Source organism: Georgenia sp. X1117 (genome assembly GCF_057784635.1).
In genome coordinates this window covers 688743-708773 of record NZ_CM173492.1, presented here as the reverse complement: position 1 = coordinate 708773, position 20031 = coordinate 688743, and the positions used below count along the sequence as shown (strand labels likewise).

The following is a 20031-nucleotide window of genomic DNA, read 5'->3' as shown; positions in this document are numbered from 1 at the left end:
CGTCAACCCCATGCTCGCCACCGCCGCCGCGCTCACCGCCGACGGCGCGGCCCACGCCTCGGCCCTGGGCACCACCGACGGCCTCGAGGCCCGGCTCGTGCCGGAGGCCGGGCTCGACCTGCACCCGGTCCCGCGCGTCCCGCTGCCGCGCCGCCCCTCGGTGGACCTCCTGCGCCTGCCGGGCAACCTCCGCTCCGCGGTGCGCGCCGCACGCGAGGCGATCGAGGCCACGAGCGCCGAGGTCGTCGTCGGCTTCGGCGGCTACGTGGCCACCCCCGCCTACCTCGCCGCGCGGTCCGCGGGCGTGCCCGTGGTGGTCCACGAGCAGAACGCCCGGCCCGGCCTGGCCAACAAGGTCGGCGCCCGCACCGCCGCGGCGGTCGCCCTCACCTTCGCCTCCACCCCGCTGGCCGCCCGCCGCGGGCGCACCGAGGTCACCGGCCTGCCGCTGCGCGCCGCCGTCGCCACCCTGGTCGCGGAGCGCGCCGACGCCGGACAGCGGGCCGCCGCCCGCACCGTGGGCGCCCACGCCCTCGGCCTGGACCCCGAGCGCCCGATCCTGCTCGTCACCGGCGGCTCGCTGGGTGCCCGGCGTCTCAACGAGGTCCTGCCCGCCGCGGCGGGCGACCTGGCCGGGCACACCCAGGTGCTGCACCTGACCGGCCGGGACAAGGACGCGCCGGTGCGCGCCGCCGTCGCCGGCCGGGCGGACTACCACGTCCTGGACTACCTGTCCGGGATGGAGCAGGCCCTGGCCTGCGCCGACCTCGTCGTGTGCCGCTCCGGCGCCGGGACCGTGGCCGAGATGTCCGCCCTGGGCCTGCCGGCCGTGTACGTGCCGCTCCCGCACGGCAACGGCGAGCAGCGGCTCAACGCCGCCGACGTCGTCGCGGCCGGCGGTGGCGTGCTCGTGGCCGACGAGGACCTCACCGCCACGTCCGTGCGCGAGACCGTGCTGCCCCTGCTCACCGACCCCGACCGGCTGGCGGCCATGGGCGCCGCGGCCGCCGACTCCGGCCCCGGTGACGGCGCCGGCCCGCTCGCCGAGCTGGTGACGAGCGTGGCCCGTGGCTGAGCACACCCGCTTCCACCTCGTGGGGATCGGGGGCGCGGGCATGTCCGTCGTCGCCCACCTGCTCCTCGCCCGCGGCGCGCGGGTGAGCGGCTCCGACGCCGCGGACTCCGCCACCCTGGCCGCGCTGGCCGAGGCCGGCGCCGAGGTCCACGTCGGCCACGACCCCGCCCACGTCCCCGCCGGCGCCACCCTCGTCGTCTCGACCGCCGTGCGGGAGAGCAACCCCGAGCTCGCGCACGCCCGGGCCACCGGCCTGACCGTGCTGCACCGCAGCGAGGCCCTCGCCCTGGTCGCCGCCGACCTCGACCTCGTCGCGGTGGCCGGAGCGCACGGCAAGACGACCACCTCGGCCATGCTCGCCGTCGCCCTGCGCGGGGCCGGCCTCGACCCCTCCTACGCCATCGGCGGCTCCGTGGTCGGTGTCGGCACCGGCGCCCACCTGGGGCAGGGGCGCGCCCTCGTCGCCGAGGCCGACGAGTCCGACGGCTCCTTCCTCAACTACTCCCCGCGCGTGTCCGTGGTGACCAACATCGAGGTCGACCACATCGATCACTGGGGCACCGCCGAGGCCTTCCACGCGGCCTTCGATGAGTTCGCCGCCCGCATCCGGCCCGGCGGTCTGCTCGTGGCCTGCGCCGACGACGACGGCGCCCGACGCCTGGCCGCCACCGCTGCCGAGCGCGGCACCCGCGTGGTCACCTACGGCACCACCGCCGCGCCGGCCGGGGTCGAGGGGCACGTCGCCCTCGAGATCCACGACCCGGCCCCCGACGGCGCGCGGGGCGGGGTGCTCGTCGACGGCGCGGCGGTCGACCTCGTGCTCGCGGTCCCCGGCGAGCACAACCTGCGCAACGCGGCGGCCTGCGTGGCCGCCGGGCTCGAGCTCGGCGTCGACCTGCCGGTCCTCGCGCGGGCGCTGGGGGAGTTCCGCGGCACCGGGCGCCGCTTCGAGGAGCGGGGCACCGCCGGCGGGGTGCGGGTCGTCGACGACTACGCCCACCACCCCACCGAGGTCGCGGCGACGCTGGCCGCCGCCCGCGTGGCGGCCGGGGACGGGCGGGTCCTCGTCCTGTTCCAGCCCCACCTGTTCTCCCGCACCCGGGCCTTCGCCGACCGTTTCGCCGAGGCGCTGGACGCCGCCGACCTGGCCGTGGTCACCGACGTCTTCGCCGCCCGCGAGGACCCCGAGCCCGGCGTGGACGGAGGGCTCATCGCCTCCCGCACGGCCACCGGCCGCTTCGTGCCCGACCGCATGGCTGCCGCCGCCGCGATCGCCGAGGCCGCCCGCCCCGGCGACCTCGTGCTGACGATGGGGGCGGGGGACGTCACCGCGCTGGGCCCGGTGATCCTCGACCTGCTGGGCCGCACGTGAGGGCGCCCCGGCCGCCGCGTCGGGGCGAGCCGCCCCGCCGCCCGAGCGCCCGCCCGTCCGACGCCGGCTCCGGCCGGACGGGCGGGTCCGCGTCGCGCACCGGGCGGGGGAGCGGCACGCGGTCCGGCTCCGGCACGACGTCGCGGTCCGGCTCGTCGTCGAAGGGATCGGCGACCGCGAAGGAAGCGACACGCTCGACGACCGTCGCCGCGAAGCCCTCGTCGGCGAAGCCCTCGGGCTCGAAGACGTCGCCCTCGACGTCCTCGTCCGCGAAGCCCTCGGGCTCCGGGACCTCCGCGGCGGTCACGCCCGCCTCCTCCGGGCCGCCGCCGGTGCACGAGCGCGGCCGGCGCCGCGGCCCGGTCCGGCCGACCGCCTCGCTGACCGAGCGCCGCCAGGAGAAGGCCGTCGCCCAGCGCCGGCTGACCTGGCGCCGCGTGCTCATCGCGCTCGGGGTGCTGGCCGTGGTCGGCGCGGCGGCCTGGGCGCTGCTGCTCTCCCCGCTCACCGCGCTGGAGGAGGTCGAGGTGGGCGCGACGGCGGAGTCGGACCACGTCGACCTCGCCGAGGTGCGGGCCGCCGCCGACCCGCAGGTGGGCACCCCGCTGGCCCGGGTGGACACCGGTGCGGTCGACGAGGCGGTGAGCGCGCTGCCCGGCGTCGCCGACGCCCGCGTCGAACGCTCCTGGCCGCGGGGCCTCGTCGTCGAGGTGACCCCGCGCGTGCCGGTGGCCGTCACGGAGACCGGCGACGGCTGGGTCCTCCTGGACGAGACCGGTGCCGAGGTCGCCGACGTCGAGGAACCCGACGGGACCCTGCCGCAGGTCGTCATCCCCGACGGTGAGCAGGCCGCCTCCCGCGGGCTGGAGTCCCTCCTGGCGGCCCTGGGCGAGATGCCCGCCGAGCTGCGCACCCAGGTCCAGCAGGCCCAGGCCTCCGAGCCGGGGACCATCACCCTCACGCTCACCGACGGCGCCGAGGTGCTCTGGGGCAGCGCCGAGGACTCCGCGCTGAAGTCCGAGCTCCTCCTCGTGCTCCTCGAGCAGGCCCCCTCCGACCGGTACGACGTCTCGGTGCCCACCCGTCCGACGACCGGCTGAGCCCGACCGGTCCCGCCCACGGGGAACGGGCGGCCGACGAACGACACGGATGTCATGTCCGTGGCGCGTCGCTCCCCACGAAGCGAGGCACGACGACTACCTTCCTCGCGCCAGACAAGGACAGAAGTCTCACCTTCAAGTCGAGGTTGAAGGTTGAGCGACGACGAGGGGAACTCACGTGGCAGCACCGCAGAACTACCTGGCGGTCATCAAGGTCGTCGGCATCGGCGGCGGTGGCGTCAACGCCGTCAACCGGATGATCGACGTCGGGCTCAAGGGCGTGGAGTTCATCGCGATCAACACCGACGCCCAGGCCCTGCTCATGTCGGACGCCGACGTCAAGCTCGACGTCGGCCGCGAGTTCACCCGTGGGCTCGGCGCCGGCGCGGACCCGGAGGTGGGCAAGAAGGCCGCCGAGGACCACGAGGCGGAGATCGAGGAGGTCCTGCGCGGGGCCGACATGGTCTTCGTCACCGCCGGCGAGGGCGGCGGCACCGGCACCGGCGGTGCGCCCGTCGTGGCCCGCATCGCCCGCTCGCTGGGCGCCCTGACCATCGGTGTGGTCACCCGGCCGTTCGGCTTCGAGGGCCGCCGCCGCGGGGTGCAGGCCGAGACCGGCATCGACGCCCTGCGCAACGAGGTCGACACCCTCATCGTCATCCCCAACGACCGGCTGCTGTCGATCTCGGACAAGAACGTCTCCGTGCTCGACGCCTTCCACGCCGCCGACGAGGTCCTGCTCTCCGGTGTCCAGGGCATCACCGACCTCATCACGACCCCGGGCCTCATCAACCTCGACTTCGCGGACGTCAAGTCCGTCATGCAGGGGGCGGGCTCGGCGCTCATGGGCATCGGCTCCGCCCGCGGCGACGAACGGGCGGTCGAGGCCGCGGAGGCCGCGATCTCCTCGCCGCTGCTCGAGGCCTCGATCGACGGCGCGCACGGCGTGCTGTTCTCCATCCAGGGTGGCTCCGACCTCGGCCTGTTCGAGATCCACGAGGCGGCTCGTCTCGTGCAGGAGGCCGCGCACCCCGAGGCCAACGTCATCTTCGGCACGGTCATCGACGACGCCCTGGGCGACGAGGTCCGCGTGACCGTCATCGCCGCCGGGTTCGACGAGGGCGAGGGCCCGGCGGGCGCCCAGTCCACCGTCAACCGCCGCCCGATGGCCCCGAGCCGACCGGCCGCCGCGCCGGTCGAGGCCGCCCGCGAGCAGCAGCAGCCCGCCCGGCAGTCCTTCGAGCCCTCCCCGAGCGAGCAGCGCCCCACCCCGGTCGCCGTCCCGGACCAGGGTGGTCCCCAGCTCTACCCGGTCGGCTCCCAGGAGCAGCCCGAGCAGGCCCGCCAGGAGGAGCGTCCCGTCGCCCAGGGTCGGCCCGCGCCGACCGGACCCCAGCGGCCCGGACCGCAGCAGCCCGGCCCGCAGTACGGCGCGGGGGAGGGCAACCGGGTGCCGCGCGTCTTCCCGGACTCCGACACTCGGGACGACGACCTCGACATCCCCGACTTCCTCAAGTAGTCCCTCGGTGTCTGTCCCTGTCCGCGCCGCCGACCTCGGCCCGGCGGCGCACGGCATCTTCACCACGGCCCACGGCGGCGCCTCGCGCGCGCCGTGGGCCGCGGCCGTCGGTGGCGGGCTCAACCTCGGCCCGCACGTCGGCGACGACCCCGCCCGCGTCGCGACCAACCGGGAGCGCGTCGACGAGCTCGCCGGCGCCGAGGTGACCTGGATGACCCAGGTGCACGGCACCGAGGTCGCCCACGTCGGCACCGAGCCCGGCGGTGAGCGCGGCGAGGCCGACGTCCTGCTGGCCACCCGGCTGCCCGACCGGGCGGTCGCTGTGGGCGTCATGGTCGCCGACTGCGTCCCGCTGCTCCTGGCCGACGCCGAGGGCCGGGCGGCGGCCGCCGTGCACGTCGGCCGGGCGGGCCTGCTGGGTGGCGTCGTCGACTCGGCGCTGGCCGCGTTCGCCGGTGCCGGCGTGGCTCCCGGCTCGCTCCACGCCCACCTGGGGCCCTCGATCTGCGGACGCTGCTACGAGGTGCCGGCCGCGATGCAGGACGAAGTGCTCGCCGCCCACCCCGCCGCGCGCGCGACCACCCGGGCCGGGACGCCCGGGCTCGACGTCGCCGCCGCCGTCGTCGACCGGCTCCGCTCGGCGGGGGTGGCCGCGGTCCGCGCCGACCCGGCGTGCACCTACGAGTCGGCGGACCTGTTCTCCTACCGCCGCGCGACCCACGGCGGCGAGCCCCGCACCGGCCGGAGCGCCGGTGTCGTCACGCTGCCGCCGCGCCGAGCCCGGCGCGTCCTACCCCCGGTGGCTGGGTCCAGCGGTTAGCGTTCTGGACGTGGCGGGAGCGACCTTCCCGCCGCCCGTCACGACCGAGGAGCAGCCCCCATGCCCGGCACCATGCGCAAGTTCATGGAGTACCTCTCCTTCGCCGAGCCGCAGGACGACCTGTACGAGGGCGAGGGCGCCTACGACGACCCGGCACCGGAGTCCAGGCGTGACGAGCGCCGCTCCTACGACGACCGCCGTGACGCGGAGGACTCCCGGGAGCAGGCCGAGCCGCGCGAGCGCCACGCCGAGGTCACCCACATCACCCGCCTCCACCCCCGCCAGGAGCCCACCGTGGACGTCGAGCTCTCCCGCATCGTCACCATGCGCCCCACGAGCTACAACGACGCGCCCGCCGTGGGCGACGCCTACCGCTCCGGCACCCCGGTGATCCTCAACATGGAGGGCATCTCGGAGGCCGACGCCCGCAGGCTCATCGACTTCTCCGCCGGCCTCGCCATGGCCCTGGGCGGTGTGCTCGAGAAGGTCTCGCCCGGTGCCTTCATCCTCGCGCCCCGCAGCGTCGCCGTGACGCACGCCGAGGAGGAGCCGCCGCGCTCCGGTTTCGACTTCGCCCGCGCCTGAGGTGCGATTCGTCCTCGAGGCCGTCAGCCTGCTGCTGTGGCTCTACCTGCTCGTGCTCCTGGCGCGGGTGGTCATCGACCTCGTCCAGGTCTTCTCGCGCACCTGGCGTCCGACCGGCGCGATCCTCGTGCTGGCCAACATGGTCTACGCGGTCACGGATCCGCCGCTGCGGTTCATCCGCCGGTTCGTGCCTCCGCTGCGGCTGGGGCAGGTCTCGCTCGACCTCGGCTTCCTCATCCTGTTCCTCGGGGTCCAGCTCGTGCGTGGGTACGTGGTACCCCTGCTGTACGTCGCGCTGACCTGAGCGCGGGTCGCCTGGGTAGCGTGTCCGTGGACGCACCCGGCGTCCTCCCCACGTCCGACCGATCTCGAGGAGAGACACGATGCGGCTGCTCAGTGCCGACGACGTCCTCAACAAGACGTTCACGGAGACCAGGTTCCGTGCGGGCTACGACCAGGACGAGGTCGACCACTTCCTCGACGTCGTGGTGGAGTCGCTGCGGGCCGCCCACGCCGGGGACGACACGACGCGCACCCTGCGGGCCGAGAACGAGGAGCTGAGGACACGGCTCGCGGCGGCGGAGGCGAGAATCTCCGAGCTTTCCCCAGGATCTGCGTAACCTAGGGCGAGGACGCGCGTGGCGTCCAGCCACGACCGACCGATATCGAGGTGAGACGAGATGGCACTGCTCAGCGCCGACGACGTCCTCAACAAGAAGTTTGAGGCGACCAAGTTCCGCGAGGGCTACAACCAGGACGAGGTTGACGACTTCCTCGACGAGGTCGTGGACACCCTCCGCGCCGTCTACGCGGAGAACGAGGAGCTCAAGGCGCGCCTCGAGGCCTCCGAGGCCCGGGTCGCCGAGCTGTCCGACGGCTCCGCCGACGCGGCCCCGGCCGCTGCGGCCACCGCCACGGCCGAGGACGAGTCCGTGGAGGAGGCGGCCGAGGAGCCGGCCGCCCACGACACCGCGGAGACCCCCGTCGTCCCCGCCGCGCCCAACCGCCGCTCCGTGCACGAGACGCAGGCGCAGGCCCCCGCGGCCCAGCCCTACGGCGCGGTGGCGCCCGCGCAGCCGCAGGCCACCGCCGAGCCCGCCCCGCAGACCGCCGCCACCTCGACCCCGGACAGCGCCGCCGGCATGCTGGCGATGGCCCAGCGCGTGCACGACGAGTACGTGGCCGACGGTCAGGCCGAGGCGTCGCGGCTCGTCAGCGAGGCCCAGTCCGAGTCCGAGCGGATCGTCAGCGAGGCCGAGGCGCAGTCCAACCGCACGCTCTCCCAGCTCGAGCAGGAGCGTTCGCTCCTGGAGCGCAAGATCGACGAGCTGCGCACCTTCGAGCGCGACTACCGCACCCGCCTGAAGAGCTACCTCAACCAGCTGCTCAGCACGGTCGAGGGCGGCACCGGCAACCGCGAGAGCGGGATCTGACCCTCACATGACGTCCGCCACGCCCGGCGCGTCACGGCGGCTGCTGGCCCTTCTCCTGGGGCTGGCGGCCGCCGTCGCCGTCGTCGACCAGGTGACCAAGGAGGTCGCGCTGGCGACCCTCGAGGAGGGCGTCCGCGTCCCGGTCCTCGGGGACCTCCTGGGCTGGCAGCTGTGGTTCAACCCCGGCGCGGCCTTCTCGATCGGCACCGGGACCACCTGGCTGTTCACGATCATCATGGTCGTGGTGATCGTGGTCATCCTGCGCTACGCGCGGCGCCTGCGGTCCGTGCCGTGGGCGGTGGCCCTCGGCCTGCTGCTCGGCGGCGCCGTCGGCAACCTCTTCGACCGTCTCTTCCGCGACCCGAGCGTGTTCCAGGGGCACGTCGTCGACTTCATCGCGTACTACGACTGGTTCATCGGCAACGTGGCCGACATCGGGATCGTCGTGGCCGCCCTGCTCATCTGCGTCCTCGCGCTGACGGGCCGGGAGATCGACGGCACCCGTCTGAGCGACCAGAAGGACGAGGATGAGGGCGACGAGGACGCGGGCGCCGACGGGTCCGGGTCCGCCGATGAGGCGATGAGCACCGACGACGCCGCGCAGGACGACGACCCGGACTGGCTCGTCGCCGCACGCGCGACCGACACGGCCGACGACGAGGACCCCGAGGCGTGGTGGGACCGCCGGCTCGGCGGGTCGACCGGCACCGGAGCGACGTCTGCCGGAGCAGCCACTGCCGGAGCGACCGCTGCACGCCCGGCCGCCGGCCCGGCCACCACACCCGCGGGCGCCGGCGGCACCTCCACCGCCTCGACCGCCGACGCCACCACGGTCGGTTCGACGGGCGGCGCAGGCTCCGCCGCGACGGCCGAGCCCGCCGCCGGCAGCACCGCATCGGCCGGGACCGACGGGGCCACGAGCGAGACGCAGGCCCGGGGTGGCGACCCCGCCGAGGAGCCCATGTCCGCCACGGCCGCCGTACTGGCCGGCCGAGACCGCCGCCAGGACCGGGGCGACGGCTCGCCATCGGGCGCTCCTGCGTCCGCCGGCGGAACCTCCGCCTCCACGACCGCCGGCCCCGCGGCCGCCGACCCCGCCTCCACGACCTCCGGCCCCACGGCCACCGCCTCCTCGACGCCCACCGCCGCCTCCGCCGGCACCGGCGAGATCCCGACCGTCGACGCGGCACCGGGGGAGCGGATCACCCGGCGCGAGCTGCGTCGTCGGCGCGAGGCCGCGGAGGCGGCCGCCCGCGCCGAGTCCGCGGACGGTGCCGGTGCCTGAGGTCCGCTCCCTGCCGGTGCCGGACGGGCTGGCCGGTGAGCGCGTCGACGCCGCCCTGGCACGCCTGCTGGGCCTGTCGCGCACGCGTGCCGCCGAGCTCGCCGAGGCCGGCGACGTCCTGCTCGACGGCGCGGCCGTGGGCAAGTCCGACCGCCTCGTCGCCGGGGCCTGGCTCGAGGTCACCCTGCCCGAGCCCGAGCGACCGGCCGGGCCCCCGGCGCCGACCGCCGTCGAGGGCATGGCCATCGCCCTCGAGGACGACGACATCGTCGTGGTGGACAAGCCCGTCGGCGTCGCCGCCCACCCGTCCCCGGGCTGGGACGGCCCGACGGTCGTCGGTGCCCTGGCCGCCTCGGGCCGGCGCGTGTCGACCTCGGGGGCGCCCGAGCGGCAGGGCGTCGTGCACCGGCTCGACGTCGGCACCTCGGGGCTCATGGTCGTGGCCAAGTCCGAGCGGGCCTACACCGTGCTCAAGCGGGCGTTCAAGGAACGCACCGTCGACAAGACCTACCACGCGCTCGTCCAGGGGCAGATGGACCCCAGCACGGGCACGATCGAGGCGCCCGTGGGCCGCGACCCCCGGCACAGCTGGCGGATGGCGGTGGTGACCGGCGGCAAGGAGGCTGTCACCCACTACGAGACCCTGGAGTCGATGCCCGGCGCCTCGCTGCTGGAGATCCACCTCGAGACGGGGCGCACCCACCAGATCCGGGTGCACACCTCCGCGCTCGCCCACCCCTGCGTGGGCGACACGACCTACGGCGCCGACCCGCGCCTGGCCGAGCGGGTGGGCCTGACCCGGCAGTGGCTGCACGCCGTCGGGCTCGGCTTCACCCACCCCGTGACCCAGGAACGGGTCGAGGTGACCTCGCCCTACCCCGAGGACCTCGCCGCGGCGCTGGAGACCCTGCGCGAGGCCGGCCGATGACCGCCGTGCGCGTCCGCCGGGTCACCGGCCGCGCCGAGCTGGAGGCCTGCTGGCGGATCCGCACGGAGGTCTTCGTCGAGGAGCAGCACGTCCCGCTCGAGGAGGAGGTCGACGACCTCGACACCGCCGGGACCACCGTGCACGTCATCGCCCTGACGGGGCCGGCCGACGCGGAGCGGGCCGTCGCCACGGCACGCCTGCTGCCCGAGGGGCCCGGCGTGGTGCGCATCGGCCGGGTCGCCGTGCGGGCCGAGGCCCGCGGGACGGGCGCCGGCCGCGCCGTCATGGCGGCCCTGCACGAGGTGGCGCGACGCGAGCACGCCGCCGACGGGGCGGTGCGCATCGACATCGAGGCCCAGGAGCAGGCCCTGGGCTTCTACCGCGGGCTCGGCTACGCGACCACCGACGAGCGCCGCTACCTCGACGCCGGCATCTGGCACCGGGACATGAGCCTGACCCTGCCGGCCGAGCACGGCTGACCGGGCCCCTGACCGAGCACCGCTGACCGCACGCTCCTGACCTGGCGCCGCCCGCCTCGTCCCGCGTTCCCGGCACCCGCTCGCGACACACGCGGCTCGACACACCCGGACACGCCGCGGGTCGTGCGCCCCACACGGGCCACTTCCCCCGACGTCGGCGGTCGAACCTACGATCGGAGCATGCCCACCCCCGCTGCGAAGGATTTCGCGCACCTGCACGTCCACACCGACTACTCCATGCTCGACGGCGCGGCGAAGATCTCCGCCCTGGTCGACGAGGTCGAGCGACAAGGGCAGAGCGCGGTCGCGATCACCGACCACGGCTACGTCTTCGGCGCCTTCGAGCTCTACCGGGCGGCGAAGGCCAAGGGCATCAAGCCGATCATCGGCGTCGAGGCCTACGTGACGCCGGGCACCTCCCGCCACGACAAGAAGACCCGCGTGCGCTGGGGCGAGGAATGGCAGAAGAGCGACGACGTCTCGGCCTCGGGCGCCTACACGCACCTGACCATGCTGGCCCGCACCACCGAGGGGATGCACAACCTCTTCCGGATGGCCTCGCACGCCTCGCTGGACGGCCAGATGGGCAAGTGGCCGCGGATGGACCGCGAGCTGCTCCAGCGCTACGCGCCGGGGATGATCGCGTCGACCGGCTGCCCCTCCGGCGAGGTGCAGACCCGGCTGCGCCTGGGTCAGACCGATGAGGCGGTGCGGGCGGCCGGCGAGCTGCAGGAGATCTTCGGCAAGGAGAACTTCTACGTCGAGCTCATGGACCACGGCAACTCGTTCGAGAAGAAGACGATGCCGCAGCTCTTCGAGCTCGCGAAGCGGATCGACGCGCCCCTGCTGGCCACGAACGACTCGCACTACGTCACCGCGGAGCAGAAGACCGTCCAGGAGGCCATGCTCTGCCTCAACTCCGGCTCGACCCTCGACGACCCGGACCGGTTCAAGTTCGACGGCACCGGCTACCACCTGCGTTCCTCGAAGGACATGTGGGACCTGTTCGCCGACCACCCCGACGCCGTGCGCAACACCCTGCTCATCGCCGAGCAGTGCGACGTGCAGTTCCACACCGCCGCCGACGGCGCGAACTTCATGCCCCGCTTCGACGTGCCCGCCGGCGAGGACGAGCACTCGTGGTTCGTCAAGGAGGTCGAGCGCGGCCTGCTCTACCGCTACCCGGGCGGCGTGCCGGACCACGTGCGCAAGCAGGCCGAGTACGAGGTCGGCGTCATCACCCAGATGGGCTTCCCCGGCTACTTCCTCGTCGTCGCCGACTTCATCAACTGGGCCAAGTCCAACGGCATCCGCGTCGGCCCCGGGCGCGGCTCCGGCGCCGGCTCGATGGTGGCCTACGCGCTGCGCATCACCGACCTCGACCCGCTCGTGCACGGGCTGATCTTCGAGCGGTTCCTCAACCCGGACCGCGTCTCGATGCCCGACTTCGACGTCGACTTCGACGAGCGCCGTCGCGGCGAGGTCATCGACTACGTCGTCGAGAAGTACGGCGACGAGAAGGTCGCCCAGGTCGTCACCTACGGCGTCATCAAGTCCAAGCAGGCGCTCAAGGACTCCGCCCGCGTGCTCGGCTACCCCTTCGCGATGGGGGAGAAGCTGACCAAGGCGATGCCGCCCGCGGTGATGGCCAAGGACATCCCGCTCAAGGACATCCAGGACCCGCAGGCCAAGCGGTACGCCGAGGCCGGCGAGTTCCGGGCACTGGTCGGCTCCGACCCGGAGTCCAAGCGGGTCTACGAGATGGCCACCGGACTGGAGGGGATGACCCGGCAGTGGGGCGTGCACGCCTGCGCGGTCATCATGTCCAGCGCCCCGCTGACCGACGTCATCCCCGTCATGCGCCACCCGCGCGACGGGTTCATCCTCACGCAGTTCGACTACCCGACCTGCGAGGGCCTGGGCCTGCTGAAGATGGACTTCCTCGGCCTGCGCAACCTCACCGTGCTCGACGACGCGATGACCAACATCGAGCGCAACGACAAGGAGCCGGTCGATCTCGAGCACCTCGGCCTCGACGACGAGAAGACGTATCAGCTACTCGCCCGCGGGGACAGCCTGGGCGTCTTCCAGCTCGACGGCGGCGGCATGCGCACCCTGCTGCGGCAGATGAAGCCGGACAACTTCGAGGACATCTCCGCGGTCGGTGCCCTCTACCGGCCCGGCCCGATGGGCGCGAACTCGCACACGAACTACGCGCTGCGCAAGAACGGCATGCAGGAGTCGACGCCGATCCACCCCGAGCTCGCCGAGCCGCTGGAGGACATCCTCGGCACCACCTACGGCCTCATCGTCTACCAGGAGCAGGTGATGGCCATCGCGCAGAAGGTCGCCGGGTACACGCTCGGGCAGGCCGACCTGCTGCGCCGCGCGATGGGCAAGAAGAAGAAGGCCGAGCTGGACAAGCAGTTCGTCACCTTCGAGGCCGGCATGCTCGAGCGCGGGTTCTCCGCCGGCGCCGTCACGGCCCTGTGGGACGTCCTGCTGCCGTTCTCCGACTACGCGTTCAACAAGGCCCACTCCGCCGCCTACGGGCTCGTGTCCTACTGGACCGCCTACCTCAAGGCGCACTTCCCGGTGGAGTACATGGCGGCGCTGCTGACCAACTCCCAGGAGAACAAGGACCGCCTGGGGCTGTACCTGTCCGAGTGCCGGCACATGAACATCACCGTGCAGGCGCCCGACGTCAACACCTCCGCGGCGGACTTCACCCCCGTCGGGGAGGAGATCAAGGTCGGGCTCGGTGCCATCCGCAACGTCGGGGCGAACGTGGTCAAGGGGATCATCGCCGCGCGCGAGGAGAAGGGGCCCTTCACGAGCTTCCAGGACTTCCTCGACAAGGTGCCGGCGGTGGTGTGCAACAAGCGCACCATCGAGTCGCTCATCAAGGCCGGCGCCTTCGACACCCTGGGGCACTCCCGGCGCGCGCTCGTCGCCCGCCACGAGGAGGCCGTCGACGCGGTCGTGGACGTCAAGCGCAACGAGGCCGTGGGGCAGTTCGACCTGTTCGCCGCGGTCGGCGGGGACGAGGCGAGCTTCGACATCGAGATCCCCGACCTGCCCGAGTGGGACAAGCGCGAGAAGCTGGCCTTCGAGCGGCACATGCTGGGCATGTACGTCTCCGACCACCCGCTCGCCGGCCTCGAGGGCTCGCTTGGCCAGCACTCCGACACCGACGTGGCCGACCTGCTCGCCCACTCCGAGGACAACCCCGTGGACGGGCGGCGCGTGACGATCGCCGGACTCATCACCAACGTCCAGCGCAAGCTGACCAAGCAGGGCAACCCCTGGGCGATCGCCACCGTGGAGGACCTCACCGGCGAGGTGGAGGTGATGTTCTTCCCGCAGTCCTACGTCGGCGTCTCGCACGTGCTGGCCGAGGACACGATCGTGGCGATCAAGGGGCGGGCCTCGGTGCGCGACGAGCAGGTGCAGGTGGTGGCCGACTCGATGACGGTGCCCTCCCTGCAGGACGCCGCGGGGCCGCTGACGATCTACCTGGCCGAGAACCGGATCCACCCGGCGATGGTCGAGCGGCTCGGCGCGGTGCTGGGCGAGCACCCGGGACTCACCGAGGTGCGGGTCGTGGTGGAGAACGCGGCCGTGCACACCGTGCTCTCGCTCTCGGACCGGTTCCGGGTCTCGGCGACGCCGGCCCTGTACGGGGACCTCAAGGCGCTGCTCGGACCGGGCTGCCTGGGCCAGGTGACCGCCCAGTGACCACGCCCGCGGGCGGATCCGGTGCTGCCGGTCAGGCCGCCGATGCGGCGGCCGAGTCCGCAGGGCGGCAGGCCGGTGCCGGCCGCGCTGCCGGTGCTGCCGGCCCGGGCGCGCTGGACCCCGCGGAGCTGGGACGTCTGCGCCGCGAGGGCGACTCGCTGGTGCTCACCCAGTCGCGCACCTGGCCCGTCGCGCGCGAGGAGGTCTGGTCCGCCCTGACGGCGCAGGCGCACCTGCCCGCGTGGCTCGGTACCGCCGACGCCGGGCTCGAGCGTCCCGGCCCGGTGCGGGTCGACCACGGCGGCCGCGTGAGCGAGGTGCTCGTGCACGAGGTCGATCCCGGCTCCCGGGTGCGCACCACCTGGCACGGCCCCGACGAGGGGCCCGCGGACCTGACCGTCGAGCTCGCCGTTGCCTCGGGCGCCCGGGCACCAGGCGGACCGACGACGCTCACGCTGACCTACTCGGCAGCCGAGGAGGCCCAGGTGCGGTCGGCGGCGGCGGGCTGGCTCGGCCTCCTCGACGGCCTGGCGGCCGAGATCGGCGTACCGCAGCCGGGGCCCGAGGCCGGTCGGTCGCTGCGCGCGGTCGAGCGGCTGATGACGGCGGTCGCGCTCGCGGAGCACCTGCCCGTCGAGTGAGCGGGGCCGTCAGTCCCCGGCGACGACCCGCAGCTGCTCGACGCCGCCGGGGGAGCGGATCTCGACGAGCTCCCCGCCGTGGAGCTGGCGGCCGCGACGGTCCTCGGCCTGCCCGTCGACCAGGACGTCGCCGGCGGCCAACACGGCCCGGGCGTCCGCTCCGGTGTCGACGACGCCGGCGAGCTGGAGCAGCTGGCCGAGCCGGACGGGCAGGCGGACGGGCACGTCGAGGGGCATGGCGGGCATGGGCGCATCGTGCCAGGTCCATCGCCGGGCCGTCGCGCCGCCCGCGGCGAGCGCGACCTAGGCTGTCCCCATGCTGCGACGGATCGACCTTCGGGGACGCACCCTCGGCCGCGCCGAGCTGGCCGCCACGCTGCCGCGGGCGGCGCTTGACGTCGGATCGGCCGCCGACGCGGTCGCCCCGGTCCTGGCCGACGTCCGCGAGCGCGGCGCGGTGGCCGTGCGGGACGCCGCCGAACGGTTCGACGGCGTGCGCCCGAGGCACCTGCGCGTGCCCCAGGAGGCGATCGACGCCGCCCTGGCGGGGCTCGAGCCCGCGGTGCGCGACGCGCTGGCCCGGGCCGCCGAGCACCTGCGGGCCGGCCACGCTGCGCAGGTCCCGCCCGAGGTCACCACCGAGATCACCCCGGGCGGTCAGGTCCGCCAGCGCTGGGTGCCCGTGCGCCGCGTCGGGCTCTACGCCCCGGGCGGGCTGGCGGTCTATCCGTCCAGCGTGGTGATGAACGTCGTCGCCGCACAGGCCGCGGGCGTCGAGGAGCTCGTCGTCGCCTCCCCGCCGCAGCCCGAGCACGACGGACTGCCGCACCCGACGATCCTCGCCGCCTGCGGGCTGCTCGGCGTCACCGAGGTCTACGCCGCCGGCGGCGCGCAGGCCGTGGCCCTGCTGGCGTACGGCGCCGCGGGGGAGGAGGGCACCGACGACCGCGAGATCCTCGCCGAGCCTGTCGACGTCGTCACCGGACCCGGCAACGTCTACGTGGCCGCGGCCAAGCGCCTCGTGCGCGGCGTCGTCGGGATCGACGCCGAGGCCGGGACCACGGAGATCGCCGTCGTCGCCGACGGCAGCGCCGACCCGCTGCACGTGGCCGCCGACCTGCTCAGCCAGGCCGAGCACGACCCGTCCGCCGCGAGTGTCCTCATCACCACGGACCCTGAGCTCGCCGACGCCGTCGACACCCACCTGACGAACCTCGCCGCCACGACGCGGCACGCCGAGCGGGTGGCCACCGCGCTGGGCGGCCCGCAGTCCGCGACCGTTCTCGTCGACGACCTCGACGCCGCGATCGCCGTCGCGGACGCCTACGCCGCAGAGCACCTGGAGATCCAGACCGCCGACGCCGCCGAGGTGGCCGGGCGGGTCCGCAACGCCGGCGCGATCTTCGTCGGCGCCTACTCCCCGGTCCCGCTGGGGGACTACCTCGCCGGTTCCAACCACGTCCTGCCCACCGGTGGGACGGCCCGCTTCGCCGCCGGCCTGTCCGTGATGGCCTACCTGCGCCCGGTCCAGCTCATCGAGTACTCGAAGGACGCCCTGGCCGCCGAGGCCCCCTACCTGCGGGCCCTCGCCGAGGCGGAGGACCTGCCGGCCCACGCCGACGCCGTCACGGTGCGCCGCTTCCCCACCCGCTGAGCGCGGGCCGGCTCCGTGCCGGTCGTCCGCCGGTGGGTCTGGCGGAACCTCAGCATCGCCATCGGCCGGGTGGACCTCGTGGTCTCGCTCCTCCGGGACAACGTGACGGCAGATGTCACCCCTGTCTGCTCGGATGAGGTGACGAGTCCGACCGTCCGAGGAGGAGCCCGCATGCCTGCACCCAACCTGTTCATCGTCTACGTCACCGACGTCTCCGCCTCGACCGCGTTCTACTCTGAGCTGTTCGAGATGTCCCCGCGCTTCACCAGCCCACGGTTCGTGGAGTTCGAGGTCGCGCCCGACGTGGGTCTGGCGCTGTGGTCCGGGAGGGCCGATTCCGTCGCCGCCGCCACGCAGCGCACCAGCGAGGTCTGCCTCAACCTCCCGGGCGGCCCCGAGGAGATCGAGCAGCAGCACCGGCGCTGGCGCGCCCTGGGCGTCACCATCGTCCAGGATCCCCACGACGACGTCTTCGGCCGCACCTTCGTCGCCCAGGACCCCGACGGGAACCTGCTGCGGGTGGCACCCGTCGATCCCGCCTGAGCCAGATGGCACGGAGGGGCCCACCCTCGCTCGGGCGGCCCTCCGCCAGGAGCATGGCCGGTGCGGCACCCCCGAGGACGAGCTACCGCACCCCGAGAACGAGGGGGACGACCGCCTCGGCGCCGGCCTGCCGCAGGAGGCGGGCCGCGACGGTGAGCGTCCACCCGGAGTCGGTGAGGTCGTCGACGAGCAGGACCCGCCGCCCGGGCAGCCCGGCCAGCGCGGCCTCGGAGAGCCCCGATACGAGCCGGCCCGCCACCGCGGCCAGCCGGCTGGCGGAGTTGATGTCGTGCCGGGAGGGTGCGCTGCCCTCGGCGGGCACGATCGCGCCGACGACCGGCACACCGAGCACCTGGGAGACGCGCACGGCCAGGTCGCGCACGAGCTGCGGCCGCGTGGCCGAGTCGACGGCGACGATCCCCTCGACCGGCGGGGCGCCGACCGACCAGGCCCGCAGGGTCTGCGCGAGCGCGCCGGCGAGCTCCTCGCCCAGCGGGCCGTCGGCGGCCCGGGGGCCCAGTGCCCCGCGCAGCAGGTCCGACAGGCCCACCCCGTCGAGCCGCCCGACGGCGATCCCCGGCTCGGCCCGCTCACCCTCGGGGATCTTCCCGGACAGGTCCAGGCCCAGCCGGGCCATCCCGGTCGGCCACTGCCGCCGGGCCTCGACCTCGACGCCCGGGCGGCGCAGCCCCTCCCGCGCGCGGTCGGCGGCGGCCTCGTCGACGGCGGCCGTGAGGTCCGTGCCGCCGCAGAGGTCGCAGCGCCCGCACCGCCAGCCGTCCTCGAGCTCGGGGTCGTCGAGGTGCGCGCGCAGGACGGCCATCCGGCAGGCCGGGGCGGTCAGGGCGGCGTAGGCGATCATCGCCTCGGCCTCGCTGCGGCGGGCCTCCTCCACGCGCCCGTACCGCTCGGCGTCGTAGGTCCAGGGACGGCCCGTGGCCTCCCAGCCGCCGCGCACCCGGCGCACCGCCCCGTCGACGTCGAGGACCTTGAGCATGGTCTCCAGCCGGGAGCGCCGCAGGTCGACCGCGGTCTCCAGCGCCGGCGTCGAGCGCACGCCCTGCTCGGCCAGCACGTCGAGCACCTCCCGCACCGTCTGCTCGGGCGGGAAGGCCAGGGAGGCGAAGTACTCCCAGATCGCCCGGTCCTCCCTGCCCGGCAGCAGGACGACGTCGGCCCGGTCGACGGCGCGGCCGGCCCGGCCGACCTGCTGGTAGTAGGCCACCGGCGAGGACGGGGAGCCGAGGTGGACGACGAAGGCGAGGTCCGGCTTGTCGAACCCCATGCCCAGCGCCGAGGTCGCCACCAGCGCCCGGACCCGGTTCTCGCGCAGGTCCTCCTCGAGCTCGACCCGCTCGGCGGGCTCGGTGCGGCCGGTGTAGGCCCGCACCTCGTGGCCCGCGGCGCGCAGCTGCTCGGCGACGGCGTGCGCGGCCGAGACGGTGAGGGTGTAGATGATCCCCGACCCGGACCACCGGGGGAGCTGCTGGTCGAGCCAGGCCACCCGGGCCGCGTCGTCGGGCAGCGTGACGACCCCCAGGTGCAGCGCGGGGCGGTCGAGGCTGCCGCGCAGCACGAGCACCTCGCCCGCGCCGCCGAGCTGCTCGGCGACGTCGGCGGTGACCCGCGCGTTCGCGGTGGCCGTCGTGGCCAGCACCGGCACCCCGGCGGGGAGCTCGGCCAGCAGCGTGCGGATGCGCCGGTAGTCGGGCCGGAAGTCGTGCCCCCAGTCCGAGATGCAGTGCGCCTCGTCGACCACCACCAGGCCGGCGTCGGCCGCCAGCCGGGGCAGGACCTCGTCCCGGAAGGAGGGGTTGTTGAGCCGCTCGGGGCTGACCAGCAGGACGTCGACCTCGCCGCGGGCGATCGCGGCGTGCACGTCCTCCCAGTCACCGACGTTGGTGGAGTTGACCGTCACCGCCCGGATCCCGGCCCGGGAGGCGGCGGCGATCTGGTCGCGCATGAGCGCCAGCAGGGGCGAGACGATGACGGTCGGCCCACCGCCGGCCGCGCGCCGCAGCGCGGTGGCCACGAAGTACACCGCCGACTTCCCCCAGCCGGTCCGCTGGACGACCAGCACCCGCCGTGACCCGCCGACGAGGGCCTCGATCGCCGTCCACTGGTCCTCGCGCAGCGCCGCGTCCTCGTGACCGACGAGCGCCCGCAGCACCGCCTCGGCACGATCACGCAGGTCGGCGGGGGTGGTGGTGGCCGGCTCCGTCGTCATAAGACCACGCTACGTCCGGCCGCGGACACCGGCCGCCGCGGGTCGGCGCGGCTGTGGACGGCTCGGGCGCGGGCGGACCTGTGCATCACGGCCGCCAGGCGCGCAGTGGGGCCGGGCCGGGGGGAGCGGGGTCGGTCGGGCGGGAGCGCCCGGCCGTGCAGGCCGAGGAACTGCGCCGGCTACGTCAGGCGGGCGAGCCGACGACGAAGCGGCCCTCGTCGAAGGAGGCCGGCCGCACCGCCACGACGGCGTCCATCGGGATCGGCCCGTAGATGTGGGGGAAGGCCGCACCGTCCGGCGTGGAGGGATCGGTCTCCTCGCGCACGACGACGCCCGAGGAGCGCAGCACGTGCGGATCGAGGACGAGCACGACGAGGTCGGCCGGGTCGTCGGCGTAGATCGCGGTGGCCACCTCGGCCAGCTGGTCGGGGTAGGAGGCGTGCACGAAGCCGACCGACTCCAGCGTCGCGTCCTTCGTCGAGATCCGGTACATCCCGGTCTCGCGGGCGTCGGCGACGTCCGCCGCGCGCGCCAGGTGCCAGATGTGCTCCACGCAGCCAGGCTAACCGCGTCCCCAGCGGATTCTCAGGTGTGCACGGGTGTCTGATTCGTGAGACCGGACACCGCGATGA

20 protein-coding genes are annotated in these 20031 nt (G+C 74.6%); 16 read left to right on the top strand and 4 right to left on the bottom strand.

The annotated features are described in order from the left end of the window. Positions 1-10 precede the first annotated feature (10 nt). Together AC3D3D_RS03190 and murC are read left to right on the top strand one after the other, a co-directional pair. Positions 11-1075: a UDP-N-acetylglucosamine--N-acetylmuramyl-(pentapeptide) pyrophosphoryl-undecaprenol N-acetylglucosamine transferase gene (locus tag AC3D3D_RS03190; protein WP_463661068.1), complete on the top strand. Its 1065-nt coding sequence runs from the start codon at positions 11-13 to the stop codon at positions 1073-1075. Then, a complete protein-coding gene (murC, locus tag AC3D3D_RS03185; protein ID WP_463660974.1) occupies positions 1068-2447 on the top strand; it encodes a UDP-N-acetylmuramate--L-alanine ligase in 1380 nt (459 codons plus the stop codon). The genes AC3D3D_RS03190 and murC overlap by 8 nt, the downstream gene beginning before the upstream one ends. Here the strand turns inward: murC and AC3D3D_RS03180 are convergent. Continuing rightward, positions 2401-2754 (bottom strand): hypothetical protein, encoded by a 354-nt coding sequence (locus AC3D3D_RS03180; RefSeq protein ID WP_463660975.1) that lies wholly within the window; start codon positions 2752-2754, stop codon positions 2401-2403. The genes murC and AC3D3D_RS03180 overlap by 47 nt on opposite strands. 25 nt (positions 2755-2779) lie before the next feature. On the opposite strand from AC3D3D_RS03180, the gene AC3D3D_RS03175 reads away from it, so the two are divergent. The 12 genes from AC3D3D_RS03175 to AC3D3D_RS03120 all read left to right on the top strand — a co-directional run bounded on the left by AC3D3D_RS03175 (position 2780) and on the right by AC3D3D_RS03120 (position 14975). Then, on the top strand, positions 2780-3547 hold the full coding sequence (locus tag AC3D3D_RS03175; RefSeq protein ID WP_463660976.1) for a cell division protein FtsQ/DivIB: 768 nt from the start codon (positions 2780-2782) through the stop codon (positions 3545-3547). Between the two features lie 178 nt (positions 3548-3725). Next, the gene (gene ftsZ / locus AC3D3D_RS03170) at positions 3726-5066 is read left to right on the top strand and encodes a cell division protein FtsZ (protein WP_463660977.1); all 1341 of its coding nucleotides are present in this window, start codon (positions 3726-3728) and stop codon (positions 5064-5066) included. A gap of 7 nt (positions 5067-5073) precedes the next feature. After that, positions 5074-5886: a peptidoglycan editing factor PgeF gene (pgeF, locus tag AC3D3D_RS03165; RefSeq protein ID WP_463660978.1), complete on the top strand. Its 813-nt coding sequence runs from the start codon at positions 5074-5076 to the stop codon at positions 5884-5886. A gap of 60 nt (positions 5887-5946) precedes the next feature. Next, the gene (locus AC3D3D_RS03160; RefSeq protein ID WP_463660979.1) at positions 5947-6471 is read left to right on the top strand and encodes a cell division protein SepF; all 525 of its coding nucleotides are present in this window, start codon (positions 5947-5949) and stop codon (positions 6469-6471) included. A 1-nt stretch (position 6472) separates the two neighbouring features. Then, the gene (locus tag AC3D3D_RS03155; protein WP_463660980.1) at positions 6473-6775 is read left to right on the top strand and encodes a YggT family protein; all 303 of its coding nucleotides are present in this window, start codon (positions 6473-6475) and stop codon (positions 6773-6775) included. A 79-nt stretch (positions 6776-6854) separates the two neighbouring features. Further along, positions 6855-7091 carry a DivIVA domain-containing protein gene (locus tag AC3D3D_RS03150; protein WP_463660981.1) on the top strand — a complete coding sequence of 79 codons (237 nt, stop codon included), beginning with the start codon at positions 6855-6857 and terminating at the stop codon, positions 7089-7091. A 60-nt stretch (positions 7092-7151) separates the two neighbouring features. Then, positions 7152-7904, top strand: coding sequence for a DivIVA domain-containing protein (locus AC3D3D_RS03145; protein WP_463660982.1), 753 nt, complete (start codon positions 7152-7154; stop codon positions 7902-7904). A 7-nt stretch (positions 7905-7911) separates the two neighbouring features. Next, positions 7912-9189 carry a signal peptidase II gene (locus tag AC3D3D_RS03140; protein WP_463660983.1) on the top strand — a complete coding sequence of 426 codons (1278 nt, stop codon included), beginning with the start codon at positions 7912-7914 and terminating at the stop codon, positions 9187-9189. After that, positions 9182-10117 (top strand): RluA family pseudouridine synthase, encoded by a 936-nt coding sequence (locus tag AC3D3D_RS03135; protein WP_463660984.1) that lies wholly within the window; start codon positions 9182-9184, stop codon positions 10115-10117. The genes AC3D3D_RS03140 and AC3D3D_RS03135 overlap by 8 nt, the downstream gene beginning before the upstream one ends. Continuing rightward, entirely contained in the window at positions 10114-10596 is a 483-nt protein-coding gene (locus AC3D3D_RS03130) for a GNAT family N-acetyltransferase (RefSeq protein ID WP_463660985.1), read from the top strand. The genes AC3D3D_RS03135 and AC3D3D_RS03130 overlap by 4 nt, the downstream gene beginning before the upstream one ends. Before the next feature lie 180 nt (positions 10597-10776). Beyond that, entirely contained in the window at positions 10777-14334 is a 3558-nt protein-coding gene (gene dnaE / locus AC3D3D_RS03125; RefSeq protein WP_463660986.1) for a DNA polymerase III subunit alpha, read from the top strand. Next, positions 14331-14975 carry an SRPBCC domain-containing protein gene (locus AC3D3D_RS03120; protein ID WP_463660987.1) on the top strand — a complete coding sequence of 215 codons (645 nt, stop codon included), beginning with the start codon at positions 14331-14333 and terminating at the stop codon, positions 14973-14975. Before dnaE ends, AC3D3D_RS03120 begins: the two co-directional genes overlap by 4 nt. Positions 14976-14984: 9 nt before the next feature. Here the strand turns inward: AC3D3D_RS03120 and AC3D3D_RS03115 are convergent, their stop codons facing one another. Continuing rightward, entirely contained in the window at positions 14985-15221 is a 237-nt protein-coding gene (locus tag AC3D3D_RS03115) for an RNA-binding S4 domain-containing protein (RefSeq protein WP_463660988.1), read from the bottom strand. 70 nt (positions 15222-15291) lie between these two features. Between AC3D3D_RS03115 and hisD the strand changes: the two genes are divergently transcribed. Both hisD and AC3D3D_RS03105 read left to right on the top strand, forming a co-directional pair. Further along, positions 15292-16629, top strand: coding sequence for a histidinol dehydrogenase (gene hisD, locus AC3D3D_RS03110; protein ID WP_463660989.1), 1338 nt, complete (start codon positions 15292-15294; stop codon positions 16627-16629). Positions 16630-16800: 171 nt separating this feature from the next. Beyond that, entirely contained in the window at positions 16801-17172 is a 372-nt protein-coding gene (locus AC3D3D_RS03105; protein WP_463660990.1) for a VOC family protein, read from the top strand. Positions 17173-17254: 82 nt separating this feature from the next. Here AC3D3D_RS03105 and AC3D3D_RS03100 read toward each other — a convergent pair whose 3' ends face one another. Together AC3D3D_RS03100 and AC3D3D_RS03095 are read right to left on the bottom strand one after the other, a co-directional pair. After that, a complete protein-coding gene (locus AC3D3D_RS03100) occupies positions 17255-19399 on the bottom strand; it encodes a RecQ family ATP-dependent DNA helicase (RefSeq protein WP_463660991.1) in 2145 nt (714 codons plus the stop codon). A gap of 184 nt (positions 19400-19583) precedes the next feature. Then, positions 19584-19952, bottom strand: a complete 369-nt coding sequence (locus tag AC3D3D_RS03095; RefSeq protein ID WP_463660992.1) for a DUF952 domain-containing protein — start codon at positions 19950-19952, stop codon at positions 19584-19586. Positions 19953-20031: the final 79 nt, after the last annotated feature.

What these genes read in the sequence shown, in the direction of transcription:
- AC3D3D_RS03145 (WP_463660982.1), top strand. Translation starts at nt 7,152, where the DNA reads ATGGCACTGCTCAGCGCCGACGACGTCCTCAACAAGAAGTTTGAGGCG.
- AC3D3D_RS03140 (WP_463660983.1), top strand. Translation starts at nt 7,912, where the DNA reads ATGACGTCCGCCACGCCCGGCGCGTCACGGCGGCTGCTGGCCCTTCTC.
- dnaE (WP_463660986.1), top strand. Translation starts at nt 10,777, where the DNA reads ATGCCCACCCCCGCTGCGAAGGATTTCGCGCACCTGCACGTCCACACC.
- AC3D3D_RS03130 (WP_463660985.1), top strand. Translation starts at nt 10,114, where the DNA reads ATGACCGCCGTGCGCGTCCGCCGGGTCACCGGCCGCGCCGAGCTGGAG.
- AC3D3D_RS03150 (WP_463660981.1), top strand. Translation starts at nt 6,855, where the DNA reads ATGCGGCTGCTCAGTGCCGACGACGTCCTCAACAAGACGTTCACGGAG.
- AC3D3D_RS03100 (WP_463660991.1), bottom strand. Translation starts at nt 19,399, where the DNA reads ATGACGACGGAGCCGGCCACCACCACCCCCGCCGACCTGCGTGATCGT.
- AC3D3D_RS03115 (WP_463660988.1), bottom strand. Translation starts at nt 15,221, where the DNA reads ATGCCCGCCATGCCCCTCGACGTGCCCGTCCGCCTGCCCGTCCGGCTC.
- AC3D3D_RS03105 (WP_463660990.1), top strand. Translation starts at nt 16,801, where the DNA reads ATGCCTGCACCCAACCTGTTCATCGTCTACGTCACCGACGTCTCCGCC.
- AC3D3D_RS03160 (WP_463660979.1), top strand. Translation starts at nt 5,947, where the DNA reads ATGCCCGGCACCATGCGCAAGTTCATGGAGTACCTCTCCTTCGCCGAG.
- AC3D3D_RS03190 (WP_463661068.1), top strand. Translation starts at nt 11, where the DNA reads ATGCTCGCCACCGCCGCCGCGCTCACCGCCGACGGCGCGGCCCACGCC.
- hisD (WP_463660989.1), top strand. Translation starts at nt 15,292, where the DNA reads ATGCTGCGACGGATCGACCTTCGGGGACGCACCCTCGGCCGCGCCGAG.